Here is a 20,124-nt window from a genome sequence, read left to right as displayed (position 1 = left end):
CGTCTGGTGTGCAATTTCTCTGATTATAATTTTTATTCCATGATAAAAATTGATGTATCACAACATTATTAGCAATTCAAATATGAGAACAAAAACAAAAAGAGTTCACTATCATTTTTGGTAGTGAACCCTTTTGAAGTTGTTATAAACGATCCTAAGGACTGGTAAAATAAATATATACTATGTGATGGGTGATGTGAACGTGACCAAACCAATTATCAGAAATACCTACGATGCAATGATTATCTTATTAGCAATAATTTCCATTGTGCTTACCGTTCTTCAGTTCTTAAATAAGCTTAATCTTGACGCTGAACCATACGTGGCTATTGACGATGCCATCTGGGTGATTTTCACCGTCGACTACTTCGGTGGGCTCTTGCTTGCCAAACCAAAATGGCAGTACGTAAAAACTCATCTGTTTGATTTACTCGCAATCATTCCGTTTGGGTACGGCTTATCTTTCTTCAAAATCTATCGGGTAACCCGATTAACCCGCATCTTCCGACTTTTCAGGGTCGCGGGTGTCCTTGGCAAATTCAAAGAACGAATCGAACGGTTTCTTAAAACCAACGGCTTTATTTACCTATTACTCATATGTACGATTATTATCTTACTGTCAGCCGGCCTCTACTCCATCGTCGAAAACACGTCGCTCACTAACTCGATCTGGTGGGCCATCGCGACTACAACGACCGTCGGCTACGGTGATATTAGTCCTACAACCAGGATTGGCAAGGGAATCGCTGTCGTTTTGATGCTGGTCGGGATTAGTTTTGTGGGGATGTTGACAAGTACTCTCACCACCTTTTTCTCAAAAGAAACCAATCCTTCACCCAGTTCAGAAGCAGATGAGATTCGTAAGTTCAAAAAGTTAATGGACGATGAAATTATTACTAGAGAAGAGTTTGAACGGAAAAAACGGGAATTGTTGAGAAAGTAAAGCGTTTTTATCATCAGAAATAAATTAATTTATCATTATATACAATGAAATAGAAAAAGTGTTTTAAATACTTTCATACTAGTGTATTGTAGTAAATGTAGTAAGGAGGTGATGACTATGGCCTCTAAAAACAACAAAAGACTTAGATTAACGGCATTTGAAATCAGCTTCAAATTGCCTTCTCTAAGTCTCACAATTGTTTTTAAATGGTAATTCATTTAAGGAGCGATTTGCGCTCGCTCCTTACTACATTTTTAGTATAACACACTATCACCAATTACATATGGAGGTATGACATGAAAACGAGAGAATGGAAAATTGGAAAGCACATAACCATCACGATGACACCACATCGGCCAACGTATAAAGACTGGCTCGGATTAACCTTAATCGTCTTCATCATCGCTTTGATTGTTTGGTGGCTCATCTAACTCCAAACTGAATATAATTAAACCAGCGCTTTACGCGCTGGTTTTTATTTATTAAAATAAAATTAACTCACATAATTATCATTTTTTACTTAAAACAATTGTATTATAAAAGTCCTTATAGTATTATCAATTATGCAAAATAATTTATAAGCAGAAAGGACTTATGTTATGAGTAAATTTATTAAATATGATAATTGTAAGGTATCAAAAGATGATAGTCATCAGTCGCATGTGAATCCAGTAAGGCTACATAAACGTTGGCTAAGGATTACTACTAGAAGCGCTTTGGTAGCGTCGGGAGTGTTTGCAGTGGGAGTATTCAACAGTACTGCTAGTGCAAACGTCCAGACGCAACCCACTAGTCAACAACAAAATGGCACGTCTAATGCCGTCTCAACTGATCAAAACCAGGTCAACCATGATAAGACGGCTGTAAACACCGACCAAAAGAACGTCGACTCCGACTCTCAAGCCATAAGTAATCAACAGGGTGTGGTGAATAAGGACCAAGCTGCTGTTGACCAGGCCAAAAAAGAAGCGGCCGATGCCACTCCCGAAAACATCAAAAAGACTCAGGACCAAATTAATCAGACCGATAACGACATTAAAAAAGACCAAAGTCAAGTTGATAACGATCAAAAGGCCGAGAATGACGCCCAGACGACCGTGGAAAAAGATGAGAAGAACGCTGATAATACTCAACAGGCTCAAAACCAAGCCCAAAACGACGTTAACAATGACCAGAATCAGTTAAACCACGATACTGACGCGCAAAATCAGGCGCAAAGTGCCGTTGACAACAACGAACAGAGCACCAGGGACGCCCAACAAAAACAAGACCAGGCTAAGCAACAAAAAGCGGATACCCAGACCACGCTTGACAACCTAGACAAGTGGCAAGCTGCCACCAAGAAAAAACATGACGAGGCCGAAAACAACGTTAAACACGACCAAGATGCCATCAATAAAACGAACCAAGATATTAGTAATGCACAAGATGATATTAGTTCATGGAACTCAACCCTTAGTGACGCGCAAAGTACCTTAACCGACGAGAAACAGTCCGAGAGTGCCTTTGAGCAAAGTATTCACATTCCCGCTGGCATGACCTTACAGGGGTTTCAGCAATGGAAACAACAGCATCCAAACGAAAACGCCTCCGATTGGTTCAACCAGTTTGATAATGCGGCAATGGCTGCCAACCACTATCAACCAAGTGACATTGCGAAGCAGGATTATGTCCAGGTCGGAACTAACAGTAACGGTCAGGAAACCCCGCAGTTCACCAATAATCAAAAACTCGAAATGGCAGAATACGTCCAATGGCTCATTAACCAAATCCACAAACAGTTTGGTACCACGGACATTGCAATCGGTGGTTATAGTATGGACTACTTTATTGACAACTTGATGAACGCTTATAACCAAGATGATTGGAACATTAGTAACAAAAATGGTTATGATGTCAACGCCATCAACAACTTAGCAGCCAAGTATGGGCTGAAAGTTTACCCCGGAGCGGACGGTTATGAAATCGTTACCCCTGGTGACATGACCTTTGACAATTACACCACCATGGATACCATCTACTCCAAACTTTACAGTATAATTATGAACTTGCTGTTTAATGACGGTAAGGCATCGGATGCCCACGAGATGAGTCTTTTAGGTCTCGACCCGCAGACCGGAAACGTCAATAACGACAAGTACCTTGGAATCGGCGTTGATAACTATGGTCAAGTTCACTTGGTCTTGATTAGCCCAAGTCAAATTCAGGATTCGACTAAGTTTAGTGTAACTGATACAGGTATCGTGACTCCCGAAACACTGGAACGCCAAATTGATGACACGCTCGAATTAATCTCAGATTGTAAAGGAGCAATAAAACGTGCCCAACAAACGCTAGAAAACTCACAAAACAAGCTGGGACGTCTGACCAATCAATTAGGTAACGATGAAAAGCAAGTTACCCAGTATAATCCAGATAAATGGTCCGCCAACATTCACAAGGCCAAGACCGAAATCAACGACTTAAACAAACAGATTGCCCAGCAGCAACAAACCATTGACCACAACAACGCTGCCCTTCCTGGTCTACAGAACAAGTTAGCTCAGGCCAAACAACGGGTCGCAAACGACGCCAACCAACTCCATAACGACCAAGACAAGTTACAAAAGGCAACGGCCGCAAACGAACAGGCTCAAAGTGACTTAGACAAGGCCACCCAAGACCTCATCAATAAACAAAAGGCTCTCGAACAAGCAGAAAAGCAACTGCAAGATGACCAAGCTAAGCTAGCTTCTTTACAAAAACAACTGATTAATTATCAAAATGAGGCTAATAACTTAGCTAACGCCAAAGCTAAACTAGCCAACGATAAGGCGAAGTTAGCCGACCTGGAAAAACAAGCGGCAGCAGATCAAGCCGCTTTAAACAAGGCTAAGAGTGACCTAGCAAAGGACCAAGCCGCATTGGCTCATGACGAGCAGGCTGCTAACCAAACTAGTGGTCAAAATACAACCAAAAAGGCGCACGCTCAAATCATCAACCACGCCATTGACCACGCGCAACGGACCACGAAACCACGGGCTGCTTACATCAACCACACGGAAACGGTTCGTCCTGAAAGCAACCAGACCAATACGTCCGGCGTAACCCCGTTAACCGAAGTTAAGTACCGAAGTAACCAAGCTGGTACTCGTTTAACCACCTCACCCCTTGTTTATCGTCAATCTGTCAAGGTTGATAAGCTGACGAGTAAGAAGCAGGGAACTTCAAACGTGACCCTTCCTCAAGCCGGACAATCAAATACCACTTGGTTGTCAATCGTCGGACTTCTCACCGCTCTGATGGGCATCTTCGGATTGGTTGACAAGCGCCGTAAATACCTCAAATAATCTTTCACACATTGATATCATAATAAGCTCTAGTGATGATCACTAGAGCTTATTTTTAATAGTGCTAACAGTATTTTATTTTAAATAATCGAAATTCATGAAAAATTGCTCCCTAAAGTGCGTATCTAAATAATGAACAAACAAAAAAGGAGAGATATCATGGAATTAAATGAATTACCACTGAATCTATGTGAACCACTTAAGCGAAAGATGCGCAACGAATTCGCGGTCGACATCAATTCGATTTTACCGTCACAGGTGAACCGGAAACTAACCACCTACACCATCAACTGGGATTCGGTCCTGTTGCTCATCAATTTAAAGGACGCCCGCAATCAATTTAATTCCCTCGTCGTCGACCGTGTCTCAGGCTTTACCCTCGTGAAGCAAACCACCAACATCCTGATGAAAGAGTTGTGGCAAAAGAACCATTTGTCCCTTGATAAAATCAAAACGCTGGCGAGTCACTGTCAGATTAACAAAAACATCCCGTACGTCAGAAATGACGTCCAACTCCTGCGCTTAAAGTCCATTGACCATTGCAAGCGCAACACGTCGTGGATCGCCTATCACAACCTCAATCATATGATTCGCAAGGGCGACGACCGATTAGAACTGTACTTCAACGACATCGTCACTCCGATCTATTTGGACGGCTCTTTTCCCTTTATCAAGAAACAGGAGGAGTACTCCTACAAAATCAGAAGTCTGGAGGAAATGATATCCAGACTGGTAAATAACTTGTTTGGCTGTCAAGATAAGGGAAATTCTAACTACCACGGTCCGACTTCAGGTGGATGCGGATGGGAAGACTTAAGTAATCTATTGAAATAATTTAGTAGTCTTTAACGTACCGAAACTCACGATGATACCTGCGACCAGCTAACTTCTGCGCCAGTTGCTTACTACGATAAAAGTGACCACCCTCGTTCATGTCAACGATTGGGTTTACCCCGTTGTTCACGTACGTCAGCATGTCAACGTGATAATCGTCGACTTTCTGACGCCGCTCTTGGAGGTAAATCCCATCACCAGTTGATTGCGTCCAACCGTACAGATTAACGGTGGCCGCCCTTCCCTTTGGACCTGATTGCCACGGAATGTAACTCATGTTGCGTAATAACGACCAATTTTCGGTCTTTTTTATGTAACTATTACTAAGTTTAGTGCGATTACCAATTTCTTTAAAATGGGGCTTATACTTGGTTTGATGGATCGTGACACGATATGTATCTGGTTTGGAATCGACATCATAAATAGTCGCTGAACTCGTCCTTTTTGTGTTGCGGATAACGCTGTATTGATTGGTTTTAGTCGAATATGAGTACCAAGTCCCACGGAACTTCGCAGGAAAACTGGCCATACTCATGCCTTTACTGGCCGGCTTCTTGTGAGTGTGGTGCAATGCGGCAAAACTCGCACAAGCTAAGACGATCACTAACAGTAATAATACCCCAGTAATGATGAAATACCTTTTCTTTTTCATGGACCCCTCCTAGTTAAAGTTAAGTAATTAATATCAATGAATAATCATTACAGTTTAAGCATAGCTCACTGGGGGTTAAGGTGCCAGGTAAAATTGTCATTATACAAACTCTTGAAGGAGGAACTACTAATGAAACTTAGAAAAGTTGGAAATAAAAGTGTAATTACGATTCCAAAACAATTTAACTATCCTGAAGGCACGGACTTTGACGTCAAAAAAGAAAGTGATGGGTCGTTAAAGTTAACACCTAAACATCGCAATCCATTTGAAGAATCATGGTATCTAGATGGACTAGATGAAAAACAAAGGAAAGATTTTAGACAAAGGGAAGAGTCTGGGAAAGCAATGGGAAGGGAGATAATTAAATAAATACTTACTGGTAGAATATAAAAGACTCATATCGATACTAATATCGATATGAGTCTTTTTCTTACTTTACTTTGTTTGAATATGAAAAATAAATAGTAAATTATTTAATACATAACAATCATGTGGCACTTCATATAGCATTTCAAATTATGAGAGTATTTTTATATAACTTTTAAACACCTTTATAATCTTTATTGTTCCAAATAGTTAACGCATTATCCATACTTACATAAAGCAAATCTATAATTAACTAACTGTTCTTATCAAATAGTTCTACTAGTGGTTTCCAATGATCAGAACTAGTCATATTTTCATCCCATTCGGTATTATCATACATTAAAATTCCATTTAGTGGCCGAACAAAAGCAAATTTAGCACCATTAGCTAATGGACTATGTACATAATCTTTTAAAGACTGAAATTTTGATCCAGCATACTTGTCAATTTGAGAACCTTCTCCCCCTTTTGTTTCAATTATATAAGTATCACCATTATATAGTTTTACAAAATAATCAGGATAATAATCTCTTACATTAGAATCATATGGAATAGAAAAATAATTTTGTCCATGATCTTTAGATCTATATACCCACTTAATTGCGTCTTCCTTTTCAGCAAATTCTTCAAACATTCTTTCTGGATAAGTTTGTTTCACAAAGTTTGAAGTTGAGTATCCTCTATAAACATTCTTTTTTAGAAGTTTGCCATGTTTACCGTTATCTAAATAACCATCTCTTGATGGCAAATACATTTTAACATGGTCATATAAATTTTTACTATCGGAATCAAATAAATTAGTTTGAATATAATTACTCATCTTTGAATCCATTTGTTTAACTACATCTTTAATTCTATTCGCATTATTTATAACAAATGCATATCTATCTTTAGGAGGCAGATTCAATAATTTATATGATGAAGATCCTTGATCATCCATCCCAAAGAGTTCCTTAATAATACTATTCACTTTTTTGATATCATTTCCCACATGTAAATAACGAATTAAAATTTCCAATGAAGCATCATAGCGAAAACCCCAAGAACGTGTACTCTGAATAATTAAATTTGCAGGAACAGTGGCGAGATTTACATAATCAGAAATTTTGGTTATAGACCCAGAACGAACTCCAGTTTTAACAGTCCTGCCAAATATCCACCCAAATTTTTCTAATTTATTTTTATTTTTCTCAGGATCCTTTGTTAGACCAAATTCATATTTAAATTCATCTTCTAAATCTTTAGTAACGCTATTTAAATCTTTAGTAACTTTACTTTTTCGTTTTAACGAAACAAGATTAAACATATAGGGATCTATCTTCTGACTTCTTCCCATCTGGACTAAACTAGATCCAGAATGTGTCTTAATAATATCACTAACATAATTACTATCATTAGAATAGACAAATGAATTATCAAGTAATGAATTATCATAATGCTTTTGTTCTGGCATTCTCCTGGTTCTTCCAATTGTCTGAACTTTAAAGGTGGCCGATGAATTCAATCTTAAACTAACAAGTATTTTAGCTCTTGGCGCATCCCACCCTGTTGAAATCGCTTGTTTCATTAATAAAAAATTAACATTTGAGTTATTATCTTTAACATTTTCTATATTCTTTTTTTTCTTATCCAACCAAATCCCAATATTATCACTAGATTCACCTAATTCATTAACTAAGTATTCTGTTACTTCTTTCACTTTATCATTAACTTCATCACTATAACGATTTTCATCTGGAAATTGTATTAAAACTAAAGGATTAATATCTTTAGATAGTTTTTGATACTCATTTTTTATGTCAATTCTCTTTTTATATGATGCATCTATAAAATCAGAATCAGCTCCACTAAAGATTTGATCTGATAATGGATTATCAAATTGATCATTTACTAAAACACTTCTTGTTATCAGCCCTGAAGATATTACATCCTCTTCAGGAACTTCTACTTTCCTAGCCTTGTCATCTTCAATTGGTGTTGCACTGGCTTTAAATATTTTAATTGGATTAAACATACTAATTATTTTATTAGATTTCTCTGTGTCATTATAATGTTCCTCATCAACTACAATAACAAATTTTATATTTTCATTATCCGCATCTTCAACAACTTGCTCTAAGTTTTTCTTATCTCCATTGGCCATGGCTATATTTCCCTTTTTCGTTACCTTTTCCCAATTTAAAAAGGTTGCTGTGTTTTTTCTAAATCCATCGGCCAATGCATCATCAAGTAACTGAGCATGGATTATATTTGCGTTATCAGCAGTCTTATTCCATGATTGTTCTTCTAGATCACCCGTCCCAGGTGTTAACCAAACAAACGCAATATCCTTAGTATTATCATTCGAAGCGATCTTATCCATTAATTTAATTAAGATAGCAGTTTTACCTGATCCTGTTGGCGCTTGCAATATAATGTTCTTATTGTTACTTACATAAGCATTTAACAAATTCATAACAGCAGAATTTTGAAAATCTATATTCTTAAAAGACATTAATCAATCAACTCCTTAATCTCATTGCCATAAAATTCATCTGGAATATCAATAATTTCAGCTCCACTATTGTCATACCTTCGTTCCTGATCAACAGACAACATTTCATGAACCTGTTTACGCATATAAATTTTATTTTTTTCATTTAAATCTACTTTGTCTACATCGCTTCTATCTATAACAATAGCAATATCAGACTCTTTCAAATTAGTGAAATTCTGTAGTTCAATTAAAGGACTAATGTTCTCTAAAAATGGCCTTTCTGAAATAACTTCATCTTTTGGAATTGAATCGTCTTTTAAATATTTTAAATTTAATTTTAATTTTTTACTGATATTCTTCATTCTTTTATAAGTAACACTCTCAGCTATATCTCCCTCGTTATTTGTAGCAATAATAAACTTACGATTACCATTATCTTCATTATTTAATTCAGCAACTGCTTGTCCTGTCGTTCCAGAACCAGCAAAGAAATCTAATATTATTGAATTTTTATTAGAAACCATTTTAATCAGTTGTTTGATTAATCTAACTGGTTTCTTACCATTTGAAAACTTTACGTTTCCTTCTTTAGATACATTTCCCATATCCAAATAAAAGTTATTCCACCAATCACCTCTAATGGTAGTTGGTCCATAAGTAGAAACGAAATCGTCTGAAATACCCATTTTTTTAGACAATCGAATTCGTTGACGAAATTTTCCATTTTCCTTCTTTTCAATTAAATATGAACGTTTCTCACTTTTATATTTATATACAACACCAGGTAAGTATTCTTCTGAATTCACAATATTTGGAGCTTTATCATCACAAACAATTTTATCAGCATTTTTATTTATAAATGTTCTAACTAGTGGTGAAAAAGAATAATATTCTGGAATTTTAGAAGAACTCAAATTTTTACCATTATTAACTAGTCCAAAAGATAAAAGTTGATTATAGATGTCATCATTATTTTGAAGAATTTTTGCTAACGACTTCTCATGATAAGTTTGATTATCAATTTTTTCTAATATTTTATTATAATGAGAATCATAGTTCACTCTATCCAACATCGGATGCTTTATTATATTTTTTTTCCCTGATTTTGAATAAACTAATATATACTCACCATTTCTAACTATATTGCCACTTTTCGCAGCTCCAACCTTTTGTCCTTGAGTAGCTGACATTTGTACGTGAATTGTAGTGACATATCCATTTGGTAAAATTTCATCCATTAACAATTTTAATTCAGCGTATTCATTATTATCAATACTTATAAACATAACTCCATTTGAACTCATAAGTTCTCTAGCAACTCTCATTCTATGATTCATAAAACTTAACCATTTAGAGTGAATATACTTGTCATTACTATTAACAAACTGATCGTTATACTTAAAATCTTTATGTCCTGTATTATATGGAGGGTCAATATAAATGACATCTATTTTTGCATGTAAAGATCGATTAAGTAAGTCTAAAGTAACTAGATTATCTCCTTCTAGAAGAAAATTATATTGATTATTATTTGAATCTTCACTTATTTGTTTAGATGGTATTTCTTTAAAAAAGGGGATACTATCTTTTAATTCATCAAGTACTTCCTCAGCATGGCTTTCCCATACCAATCCAAACTTCTTCCTACTAAGTAAATGAAGAACTTCTCGTAATCTTCTTTCATCTGTCAATCTCTTTTCATTTATCGCTTTATCTAATAGAGATTTTATATAATCTATAGCTTTTTTTTCATCATTCTTATAAGGTCTATCATCAAAATTATCACTCAAAATTTTTTCCTCACAATTATCTATTTTCAACTTTAATATAAGTCTATCATTACAATTAAAATAGTTAATAATTAAATTCTATTAATACGACATTAATTTTATAAATTAAACAACAAAGATTAACTTAAAAAACTTTATAAAGAAGCAATCATATGCTAGCATACAAATATATTCGAAAGGCAAGTTAGGGGGATAATAATGAAAGAATTCCGTGGAAAAGTATTCATTGACTTTAAAAAAGCAACTCAGGAATATTCACTATTCAACCTTATCTAGATAATGAAGTTAGTTATTACCACTACTTAGAAAATATGAGTAAAAATGGCTTCGAACAAGTCCCTTTAACTTCAGACTTAATAATTAAGTTATTTAAAATGCTATTTTATAAAGATGATTTTACGTTAACTAGTATAGAATTTATGGAACATGATTCTTTTTTTGAGAAAAATATTAACTCAAAATTAAAAACATTAAAACAGAAAAAAATAAACAAAATATAATAGATATACTAAATAAATTAACCACATTGAATAATAAAAATTGTATAGAAATTAAAGAATTAACATCCAACGATTTAGAACATGATAGTCATGTAAGAATTAAAAATAATGGAATAATTGGAATAAAATCCAAAAATTATAAGTCTATCAAACTTGAAATTAATTTGTTTAAATGAAACAAATTAATTTCAACAGATTAAAATCTATATTTTTCAAATGTCTTACCTATTCAATTCCAATGCTCACTATTATCGGAACTTTAATCCTATCATTGTTTATTGACTGGACTCGGTTCTGGAACCCCTTTCCAAAAAATACATTTGAGGTTAATTACTCTATTAATGGTGGTATATTAACTATCATCTCTGGAATTATTAAAAAATATTTTAACAAAAATAGTAAAGTACTAGTTAAACTTAATAAGAGTAAAAATGCTATTAAACAAATTAGTAACAATCCCAATAATTACACAATTAAATTAACAATTGATAATAAAAATCTAGTGAGTATTTACGTTTTAGTAAAAGTATCAGATTAAAAAGAAAAAAAGAAAAGCAAAAACTTTTGATTCAATTTCCCAGCTGGGTTAGTGCAATGTGTAAAGAAACTCATTCAAATAAATATGGAGAATTGTTTTTAGATCTACCAGAGGGAAATAGTATTGTAGTTTATCCGATTTGGAATCTTTTGTTGTGAATAATATTTGTTTAAATTTAAAAACAAAACTTGAGGTACAATATAAAAGTTTAATATTTTAATGACTTATACCACAAAGATGCCAGTAATATAAGCCTTTTTCGATTTCACTTGAAGATAAACCGATCAACATATTTATGAATGATTTCCCTAAAACTCTATTAACTGTGCTAAATAAAGCTTAACTAGAATCTTTATAAATAAAATTTTTTGTTATTTTCTAATTTTAAATTACATAATATTTCCATAACACTAGTATGAAACTTTTTGTTAACTTATTATATTAGGTAAAGTGTAAATAATTTAATAATAATTAAAAGCAAAAAGAACTTATACAAATATAATATTCGTATAAGTTCTTTAATATATAACTTTCATAAGTATGTGTTTACTTATTTATAAAATTGTTATGCCTTTTTTGTAGAAACTGATTGAACAAAGAAAATCCCACAAAAAGCAACTACGGCTGCAACAATAAACATCGCTGGCATTGATTTCCCAACTAATGGAAAAATAATAAAACTACCTATCGAAGCAATAATTTGAGGAAGACAGATACTAATATTAAACAGTCCTAAGTAAGAGCCCTGATGTTTTCCACCAAGTGTATCGCTCAGAATAGTAAATGGGATAGTATTCATAGTAACAAATATTATTCCCAAAAGTGAGTAAGAAACGATTAACAACCATTTGTTAGTAATGAAGAAAACTGAAAGGTAGCCTAAAGCCCCCAAAGCAATTCCTAATTTGTACATAAATTTTCTTTGCCGTGGCTTGGTTTTTGCAATGACTAGACCCCAGCCAACACCAACTAACGAAAAAATACCAAATAAAACACCGTACCAATTACCTGCAGCTTGATATGCAGCAGAAGTTGGATTAGTAACATGATAAACATTTTTAGCAATTGCTCCAGTACTATAAGTCCACATATACTGCATAGGGAACCAACAGAAAAACTCAATTAAAGATAATTGCCAAAAAGATTTTGGTGCATTTTTTAATAAGGTAATAAAACTAGGAGTTTTTTTGTTTTCCTCAATCGAAATTCCATGATATTTAGCATATTGAGTTGGATTATATTCATGCACAGAAAATACTGAAAATGTAATGGTAATCAATAAAATAGCCGCCGTAATGTAACAAGACCAAATTACTGAATTCGGTACAGAACCTCGTTTGCCCACATTAGAAACCCCAAGAAATGTTAAGATAAATGGAAGTAATGTTGCTAGAATTCCGCCAATACTACTAAAGTTTGAAGACCAAGACCAAGCAAAGTTTTCTTGATCTTTATTAACCATATCACTAATAACCATTTTTAATGGTTGCATCGAAGCATTAGTCGCTAAATCCATAAATAAAATAGAAAATGCTGCAAAAAACATAGCAGCTGTAGAACCATATCCAAACCCTAATGATCCTGAATTTGGTAACAAAATTAACATGAGAGCTGCAATTGGTGCAAATACCATAGTGTATGGCATTCTTCTTCCAAATCTAGTCCATGTCATATCTGAATACTTTCCAATTAGTGGTTGAACAATCATTCCAACTAATGGTGGAAGTATGAAAAAATATCCTAAATTAGTTGGATCAGCACCAATCGTTTGGAAAATTCTTCCCATTTGAGAACTTTGAATTGATCCAGCCATATTAATACCAAAACAACCTAAGGTTAATGCTAATATTGACCAAGTTGCTAAATTTGGTAAATGTTCCGTCTTTTTATCAGCCATTGTTTTTCTCCTTATATATTTATAATTATTTTACTTTCTCCATTAATAGACTCAATAATCTTTAATTTTTTGATTTTTAAATCAGCAGTCATAGTAGCTTTATTATTGTTATTTCTAGATGAACGGACAATTTTAAGACTCGTATCATCTGTTTTGCTTACGTTAATAGATCCTTCTAAATCAAAAGATTTACTTTTATTTCTAAATCTCAAAATATTAAATAAGTTTTTTACAACTGGTCGATTAATATTTTCCTCAATTTCTTTTTTGGAATAATAATGACGATTTATATTACGACCCTCTTTAGTTTTTTCCAAAAGATCAATATCATTCTTACCAGCTAACAATCCAACATAATATATTTGTGGTATTCCTGGAGCAAATATTTGTATTGCTCTAGCTATTAGATACGACTTATCATCATTACCAAGTGCAGAATAGTAGGTAGTATTTATTTGATATATATCTAAATTGTTATATTTGCTACTTGAATATACTTTCTTAACATTAGCCCCAATCTTGTACATTTCATTTTTAGTAAAATCCAATTCTTTATCTGTTAAAATACCTTTGCCATCAACTACTCCAATTCCATCGTGGGTATCTAATGTTGTAAACTGCTTCATTGGACTATTTTTAAGCCACCAAATCAAAGGATCAACATTTCCAGAATATAAACTGTAAAGAACCACTATAGGAAGAGCAAAATCATAACTATAATAACCATGATTTGTTAGTTTCCTCACAATATGATAATTTTCATGTATTTCAGGTAAAATTTTAACCCCACGCGGTTTTACTATTTTTTCAATACTATCAAGAAGTTCCCAAATATCCGGCTCAACAAAAAAATCATTCGTTCCAACTTTTTTAATTGCATATGCAAATGCATCTAATCTAATAATCGATGCTCCATGATTCATTAAAAATGTTAATGTATCTTTAATGAATTTTTGTGTTACTGGTTTGGTTACGTTAAGATCAATCTGTTCATCGCCAAAGGTATTCCAAACCTTCCCTAACTCACCATCATCGAAATAAAATTCTTGAACTGGATCTTTTGGCTTGCGTTTATAAATCAGACCCAAATCAAATTTTTGTGGATTTTTGGAATTCCAAAAATCATCCCAATTAATAAACATATCCTTATATGGAGAATTGTTATGATTTTTTTTAAAATCAATGAAATACTTGGAATGCCTTGAGATATGATTAATCATAAAATCAAACATTAAATAATACGAATTGGATAGATCTTTAATATCATTCCAGTTCCCAAATTTAGGATCGACTTTTGTATAGTCTTTTGGTGAAAATCCTCGATCAGCTGAAGATGGGAAAAATGGTAGAATATGTAATCCACCGATAACCTTATCCATATATTCATCCAATATATTTTTCAAATCAGTTAAATTGTTACCCAAACTATCTGGATATGTTATTAACATTACTTTATTAGTTAGTTTCACGTCCTATCATCTCCTTATAGAGAGCTGAACCCCATGGGGCCAAAGTGATTTTCTTGTCATCATATTTATTGGTACCAACAAATAATATCTGTTTTAATTTCATTTCCTTAGGAAAAACAAACGACGCAACATTGGAACTTAAATTAGTAATTATTAAATAACTTTTATTATTAACGCTTCTCGTATATACATATAATTGATTATCATTTGTATCTATTAAATGGTAATCACCATTTAACAATATATTGTCATTTAAACGTAATTTGATTAATTTACGATAAAAATTTAAAACAGAATTTGGGTCTTGATTTTCTTTAGCTACATTTTTGTTTAAATAACTGGGATTCATAGATATCCATGGTTTATGATTACTAAATCCAGCATATTTATTACTATTCCATTGCATAGGTGTTCTAGCGTTATCACGGCTCTTACCGTTTAGATGCTTCATAATTTCACTAGTAGGAACACCTTTTTTTATTTGTTCATGATAGTATCTAATGCTATCCAAATCTCTAAAATTATCTACTTTATCAAATTGAACATTACTCATTCCCAGCTCTTGTCCCTCATAGATAAACGGTGTTCCTTTCATTAAGAAATACATCATTCCTAATGTTTTAGCAGTCTCATCTTTATAATTCTCATTTCCATCCCCAAAGTATGAAACCGCTCTTGGTAAATCATGATTTTCAATAAACAAGGCATTCCAACCACTATCATTAAGTCCGTATTGCCATTTAGTAAGAACTTTTCTTAATTTCGATACATCAATTTTCCCAATATCAAATTTTTCCCAAAAGCTAACATGATCAAATTGAAAGATCATACTAAAATAGCCATTTTTTTGATCAACCCATTTTTTAGCTCTAACTAATGGAACGCCACCTGCTTCTCCTACAGTCATTAAATCATTCTTTTTAAATTGATCACTTAAAAATTTTAAGTACTTATCAATTCCAGGAACATCATTCATAGCTTTATCGGGATTATCAACATTTTCAAATGTTTGTAATTTTTTTAAGTGTGAAATTGCATCTAATCTAAAACCATCCACTCCTTGTATTTTCCACCAGTGAATAATTTCAGCAACTTCTTCATGAACTTTTTTATTTTCCCAATTTAAATCTGGTTGTTGTTTTGCAAATAAATGATAATAATACTCATTAGTATCTTTGTTATATTCCCAAGCTGATCCACCAAAAAGTGATTTCCAATTATTGGGTTCCTTATTGTCAATATTTGGCTTCCAAATATACATATCATGATATTGATTGTTCTTGCTTTTTCTTGCTTCCTCAAACCATTTATTTTTGTCAGATGTATGGTTAATTACTAAATCAAAAACGACCTTAATTCCAGCTTGATGAAACTTATGTATCATGTTTTTTACATCATACATTGTTCCATACTGAGGATCGATTGCTTCGTAATCGGATACATCATAACCATTATCAATATTTGGTGAAGCAAAAAAAGGTGATATCCAAACAAATGTAACACCTAATGATTTAATATATGGAATTTTATTAATAATTCCATTAATATCTCCAATGCCATCATTATTGCTATCATTAAAACTTTTAGGATAAATTTGATATCCTACAGCATTTCTCCACCAATTATTTTTATTAATTCCTACCATAACTCAAATTCACCTCGTTATTAATTATTTTTGCAAGCGCTTTCAAAGAACAATAATAATTCCATAATTATAAATGTCAAATAATTAGAATAAATAAATAACAAAAAAATTAAACGATAAATATAATTTTTTAAATATAGTGTTGATATGCTTTTAAGTATTACTTGTTGTTAACATAAATATTAAAAACCTTATATTCATATAAATTTCAAACACAAAAAAGGATTTACATTGGTTATGAGCCTATGTAAATCCTTAAATATAAAAACTTCCTAAAATATATAATCTTTGTGTAATATCTTATATTATTAATATACTTATCAAAATATAGATTGATGATACAGGTTCCTATTTACTCAAGTAAACTTTTGTTTCATAAGGACGTAACGTATCTTTGAAATCAGCGTAATTTCCAATCAACTTTTCAGCGTCCTCCGGTACATCATAATCACGTTCCACCTCGTGGTCAGTGAAATTACTGATAACTAACAAAGTTTCTCCTTGATAATGACGCTTGTAGGTGAAGACTTCCTCATCGTCTGGGTCTAGCAGTTCAAAGTCTCCTTCAATGATAATTGGGTTATTCTTCCGCAATTCAATTAACTTCTGATAGTAAGCAAAGACCGAATTTGGATCGTCAACTTCATCCTTTGCGTTAATTTCTTTATAGTTCTTGTTAACCGCAAACCACGGCGTGCCAGTGGTAAAGCCAGCATTCTTGGAATTGTCCCACTGCATTGGCGTTCTCGCATTATCCCGAGACATATTGGCGAGATATTCCATCATCTTCGTTGGTGAAACAATCTTCTCTTGTTTTACGTATTGATTGTAGGCATTGATTGCCTCGATATCCTCATATTGAGTTAGGTCTTCTTTGTGAGCGTTGGTCATACCGAGTTCTTCACCTTCAAAGATATATGGCGTTCCTTGCATCATATGCAAAGTCGTTCCTAACATTTTTGCAGCCAACTTCCGATACTCTGGTTTGTCAATCGCAAACCGACTCACAGCTCGGGGTTGGTCATGGTTACTCCAATACAGACTGTTCCACCCCTGGTTGTGCAACTTGGTCTGCCAATTATTGAAGACTCGCTTCAAATCAGTCAATTTTACGGGCTGGTCGTTCCATTTATTCAGTCGTGTGTCAGGATTGGGTGTCAATTCAACGTGTTCAAATTGAAAAACCATGTTAAGTTCATGCGCGTCAAAACCAGTGTATTCCAGTGCCTGTTCTGGATTAGTTCCTGACATTTCACCGACCGTCATGATGTCATATTTTGATAAGACATCGGTATCCAATTCACGCAAAAACTCATTCAACCGTGGTCCGTTCAAAACCCCTGCACCGGGAGCAGAATACTTCGCATTCTCAGGTTTGGCCATGTTGGGTAGTCCTTTTGGCTTTGAAATCAAGTTAATGGCGTCCATTCGAAAACCATCAACCCCCTTATCTAACCAGAACTTCATCAAACTCTTAACTTCTTCTCTGACTTTTGGATTCTCCCAGTTCAAATCGGGTTGACCGTCCGCAAAAAGATGGAGGTAGTACTGACCCGTTTGTTCATCATACTTCCACGTTGAACCGTTGAAAAAGGAACCCCAGTCATTTGGGGCGTGACCGTCAACTGGATCACGCCAGTAGTAATAATCGCGGTACGGATTGTCTTTTGATTTCCGACTTTCCTGAAACCACTTGTGCTGATCGGATGTGTGATTAACAACTAAGTCCATCACAATTTTAATGCCTAGTTCATGAGCCCGGTCTAATAACCTCTGAAATGACTTCATGTCGCCGTACTTCGGATTAATTTTGCGATAATCTGAGATGTCATAACCGTTATCTTCTTCTGGCGACTCATAAATGGGATTAAGCCAGATGACATTGGCTCCTAACTTTTTAATGTACGGCAACCGTTCTCTAATACCATTTAAATCACCGACTCCATCACCGTTACTATCCTGAAAACTTTGTGGGTAAACTTGGTACACCACTGCATTTTTCCACCATTGTTTGTCTTTCATCATTTCCACCTCTCAAATCAATTTTCACCAAGAATAGGCTCATCAAGGTATGGTTTGATGAGCCCATTTTTATTTACTTAAATAAATTCTTGTTTCATAAGTGCGCAACTCACTTTCGATATCATTATAATTCTGACGGATTTCTTTTGCATTTTCCACCATTGATAATTTTTCATAACAAACTCCTAAATTAAATCTTATTTTGAAGTTACAATTGGTTTCACGTGAATAGCACTAACAGCTAATACTCCAAACAACATCATAATTCCAGCTACCAAAATCATCCCCGGCATTGATTTACCAATTAATGGTAAGATCACAAAGCTGGCCAACGATGCGATGATCTGTGGCATACAGATACTAATATTAAAGAGTCCTAAGTAAGCACCTTCGTCCTCACCGTTTAAAGCCCCAGTAACGATTGACAAAGACTCAGATTGCATTGCCAAAAAGGAAATTCCGATTAAAACAAAGGCTACCACTGAAAGAGCTTGGGAATGAATAAATGACAACCAAACAAATCCAACCCCACCGGCAAACAATCCAATTCGATACCACATTTTACGTGAATTGGGTTTAGTTCGTGATAGAACCAAGAAACCAAAGATAGCAGCAGCCAGTCCCTCAATTCCTGACAAAATTCCAAACCAGTTCCCGGCTGCTTGGTATGCAGCAGAAGTTGGATCAGTGACATGCCAAATCGTCTTGGCAATTGAACCCGTTCCGTAAGTCCATAAGTATTGAAAAGCAAACCAACTAAAGAATTGGACGAACGAAACTTCCCAAAACGGACGAGGAGCAGTTCTTAACAATTTAATTAAACTACTCTTAGTTTTTTGACTGTTAACGTCAATCCCATGGTATTTAGCGTAGACCGTCGGACTGTATTCGTGAACCGATAATACCGTATACAATGACATGATTAAAAGAACTGCGGCAGCGATATAAAAAGACATCTTAACCGATAACGGAACCACACCTTTTGGGGCGACGTTAGAAATTCCAATTGCCGTTAAAATAAATGGTAATAACGTCGCAAACACTCCACCTAGATTGGCATAGGACTGCTGCCATGACCAGGTCAAATCCTTTTGCTCTTCATTTACCATGTCACCAACAATCATCTTGGAAGGCTGCATACATGCATTTGACGAAACATCCATCACAGCAATTGTGATAGCACCAAAAAGTAAAGCGGCAAACGATCCGTAACCAAATCCAAAGGATCCAGCATTTGGCAATAAAACCAACACGATGGCTGCTACTGGAGCTCCCACTAGTAAGTATGGCATTCTTCTACCAAACCGATTCCAAGTGACATCTGAATATTTTCCAATTAAGGGCTGTATAATCATTCCAGCCAATGGTGGTAGTAGGAAAAAGAATCCTAATTTAGTTGGATCGGCACCAATGGTCTGAAAGATCCGTCCCATCTGTGAACTTTGAAGCGAAAATGCCATACTGACTCCAAAGAAACCAAACGTCATCGCAAAAATTGTATACAAACTTAACCGCGGAAGGGTGTCCTTCTTAGGTTTTGATTTTGATTTATCCATAACCATCCTCCTATTGCTTAAATTGTTGCTTTTTAACAAATTCAATGTGATCACAATTTCAGTATAACGAATTGTTTGACTATGTAAAGCGCTTACATACGCAACAA

13 protein-coding genes are annotated in these 20,124 nt (G+C 34.3%); 5 read left to right on the top strand and 8 right to left on the bottom strand.

Features of this window, described 5'->3' with window-relative positions:
- The first annotated feature begins 187 nt into the window (after positions 1-187).
- The 4 genes from AC6UD6_RS05695 to AC6UD6_RS05680 all read left to right on the top strand — a co-directional run bounded on the left by AC6UD6_RS05695 (position 188) and on the right by AC6UD6_RS05680 (position 5,106).
- A complete protein-coding gene (locus tag AC6UD6_RS05695; RefSeq protein ID WP_500695999.1) occupies positions 188-943 on the top strand; it encodes an ion channel in 756 nt (251 codons plus the stop codon).
- Between the two features lie 296 nt (positions 944-1,239).
- Positions 1,240-1,374 (top strand): hypothetical protein, encoded by a 135-nt coding sequence (locus tag AC6UD6_RS05690; protein ID WP_500695998.1) that lies wholly within the window; start codon positions 1,240-1,242, stop codon positions 1,372-1,374.
- A gap of 168 nt (positions 1,375-1,542) precedes the next feature.
- A complete protein-coding gene (locus AC6UD6_RS05685) occupies positions 1,543-4,272 on the top strand; it encodes an SEC10/PgrA surface exclusion domain-containing protein (protein WP_500695997.1) in 2,730 nt (909 codons plus the stop codon).
- Positions 4,273-4,431: 159 nt separating this feature from the next.
- Positions 4,432-5,106, top strand: a complete 675-nt coding sequence (locus tag AC6UD6_RS05680; RefSeq protein ID WP_500695996.1) for a hypothetical protein — start codon at positions 4,432-4,434, stop codon at positions 5,104-5,106.
- A 1-nt stretch (position 5,107) separates the two neighbouring features.
- On the opposite strand, the gene AC6UD6_RS05675 is transcribed toward AC6UD6_RS05680, so the two are convergent.
- Positions 5,108-5,758, bottom strand: coding sequence for a hypothetical protein (locus AC6UD6_RS05675; RefSeq protein ID WP_500695995.1), 651 nt, complete (start codon positions 5,756-5,758; stop codon positions 5,108-5,110).
- Between the two features lie 129 nt (positions 5,759-5,887).
- Here AC6UD6_RS05675 and mazE point away from each other — a divergent pair, with 129 nt between their 5' ends.
- A complete protein-coding gene (gene mazE / locus AC6UD6_RS05670; RefSeq protein WP_500695994.1) occupies positions 5,888-6,127 on the top strand; it encodes a type II toxin-antitoxin system PemI/MazE family antitoxin in 240 nt (79 codons plus the stop codon).
- A 250-nt stretch (positions 6,128-6,377) separates the two neighbouring features.
- Here the strand turns inward: mazE and AC6UD6_RS05665 are convergent, their stop codons facing one another.
- The 7 genes from AC6UD6_RS05665 to AC6UD6_RS05635 form a co-directional block, all read right to left on the bottom strand.
- Positions 6,378-8,618, bottom strand: a complete 2,241-nt coding sequence (locus AC6UD6_RS05665; protein ID WP_500695993.1) for a DEAD/DEAH box helicase family protein — start codon at positions 8,616-8,618, stop codon at positions 6,378-6,380.
- Positions 8,618-10,390 (bottom strand): site-specific DNA-methyltransferase, encoded by a 1,773-nt coding sequence (locus tag AC6UD6_RS05660; protein WP_500695992.1) that lies wholly within the window; start codon positions 10,388-10,390, stop codon positions 8,618-8,620. Before AC6UD6_RS05660 ends, AC6UD6_RS05665 begins: the two co-directional genes overlap by 1 nt.
- 1,603 nt (positions 10,391-11,993) lie before the next feature.
- Positions 11,994-13,325 (bottom strand): SLC45 family MFS transporter, encoded by a 1,332-nt coding sequence (locus tag AC6UD6_RS05655; RefSeq protein ID WP_500695991.1) that lies wholly within the window; start codon positions 13,323-13,325, stop codon positions 11,994-11,996.
- An 11-nt stretch (positions 13,326-13,336) separates the two neighbouring features.
- Entirely contained in the window at positions 13,337-14,794 is a 1,458-nt protein-coding gene (gene gtfA, locus AC6UD6_RS05650; RefSeq protein ID WP_500695990.1) for a sucrose phosphorylase, read from the bottom strand.
- The gene (locus AC6UD6_RS05645) at positions 14,781-16,439 is read right to left on the bottom strand and encodes an alpha-glucosidase (protein ID WP_500695989.1); all 1,659 of its coding nucleotides are present in this window, start codon (positions 16,437-16,439) and stop codon (positions 14,781-14,783) included. Before AC6UD6_RS05645 ends, gtfA begins: the two co-directional genes overlap by 14 nt.
- A gap of 348 nt (positions 16,440-16,787) precedes the next feature.
- The gene (locus tag AC6UD6_RS05640) at positions 16,788-18,461 is read right to left on the bottom strand and encodes a glycoside hydrolase family 13 protein (protein ID WP_500695988.1); all 1,674 of its coding nucleotides are present in this window, start codon (positions 18,459-18,461) and stop codon (positions 16,788-16,790) included.
- Positions 18,462-18,658: 197 nt separating this feature from the next.
- Complete coding sequence (locus AC6UD6_RS05635; RefSeq protein ID WP_500695987.1) at positions 18,659-20,017, bottom strand: SLC45 family MFS transporter; 1,359 nt, start codon at positions 20,015-20,017, stop codon at positions 18,659-18,661.
- Positions 20,018-20,124 lie beyond the last annotated feature (107 nt).

It is taken from the genome of Fructilactobacillus sp. X8R2C1, from assembly GCF_059900955.1.
This window is presented reverse-complemented; position numbering and strand designations above follow the sequence as displayed.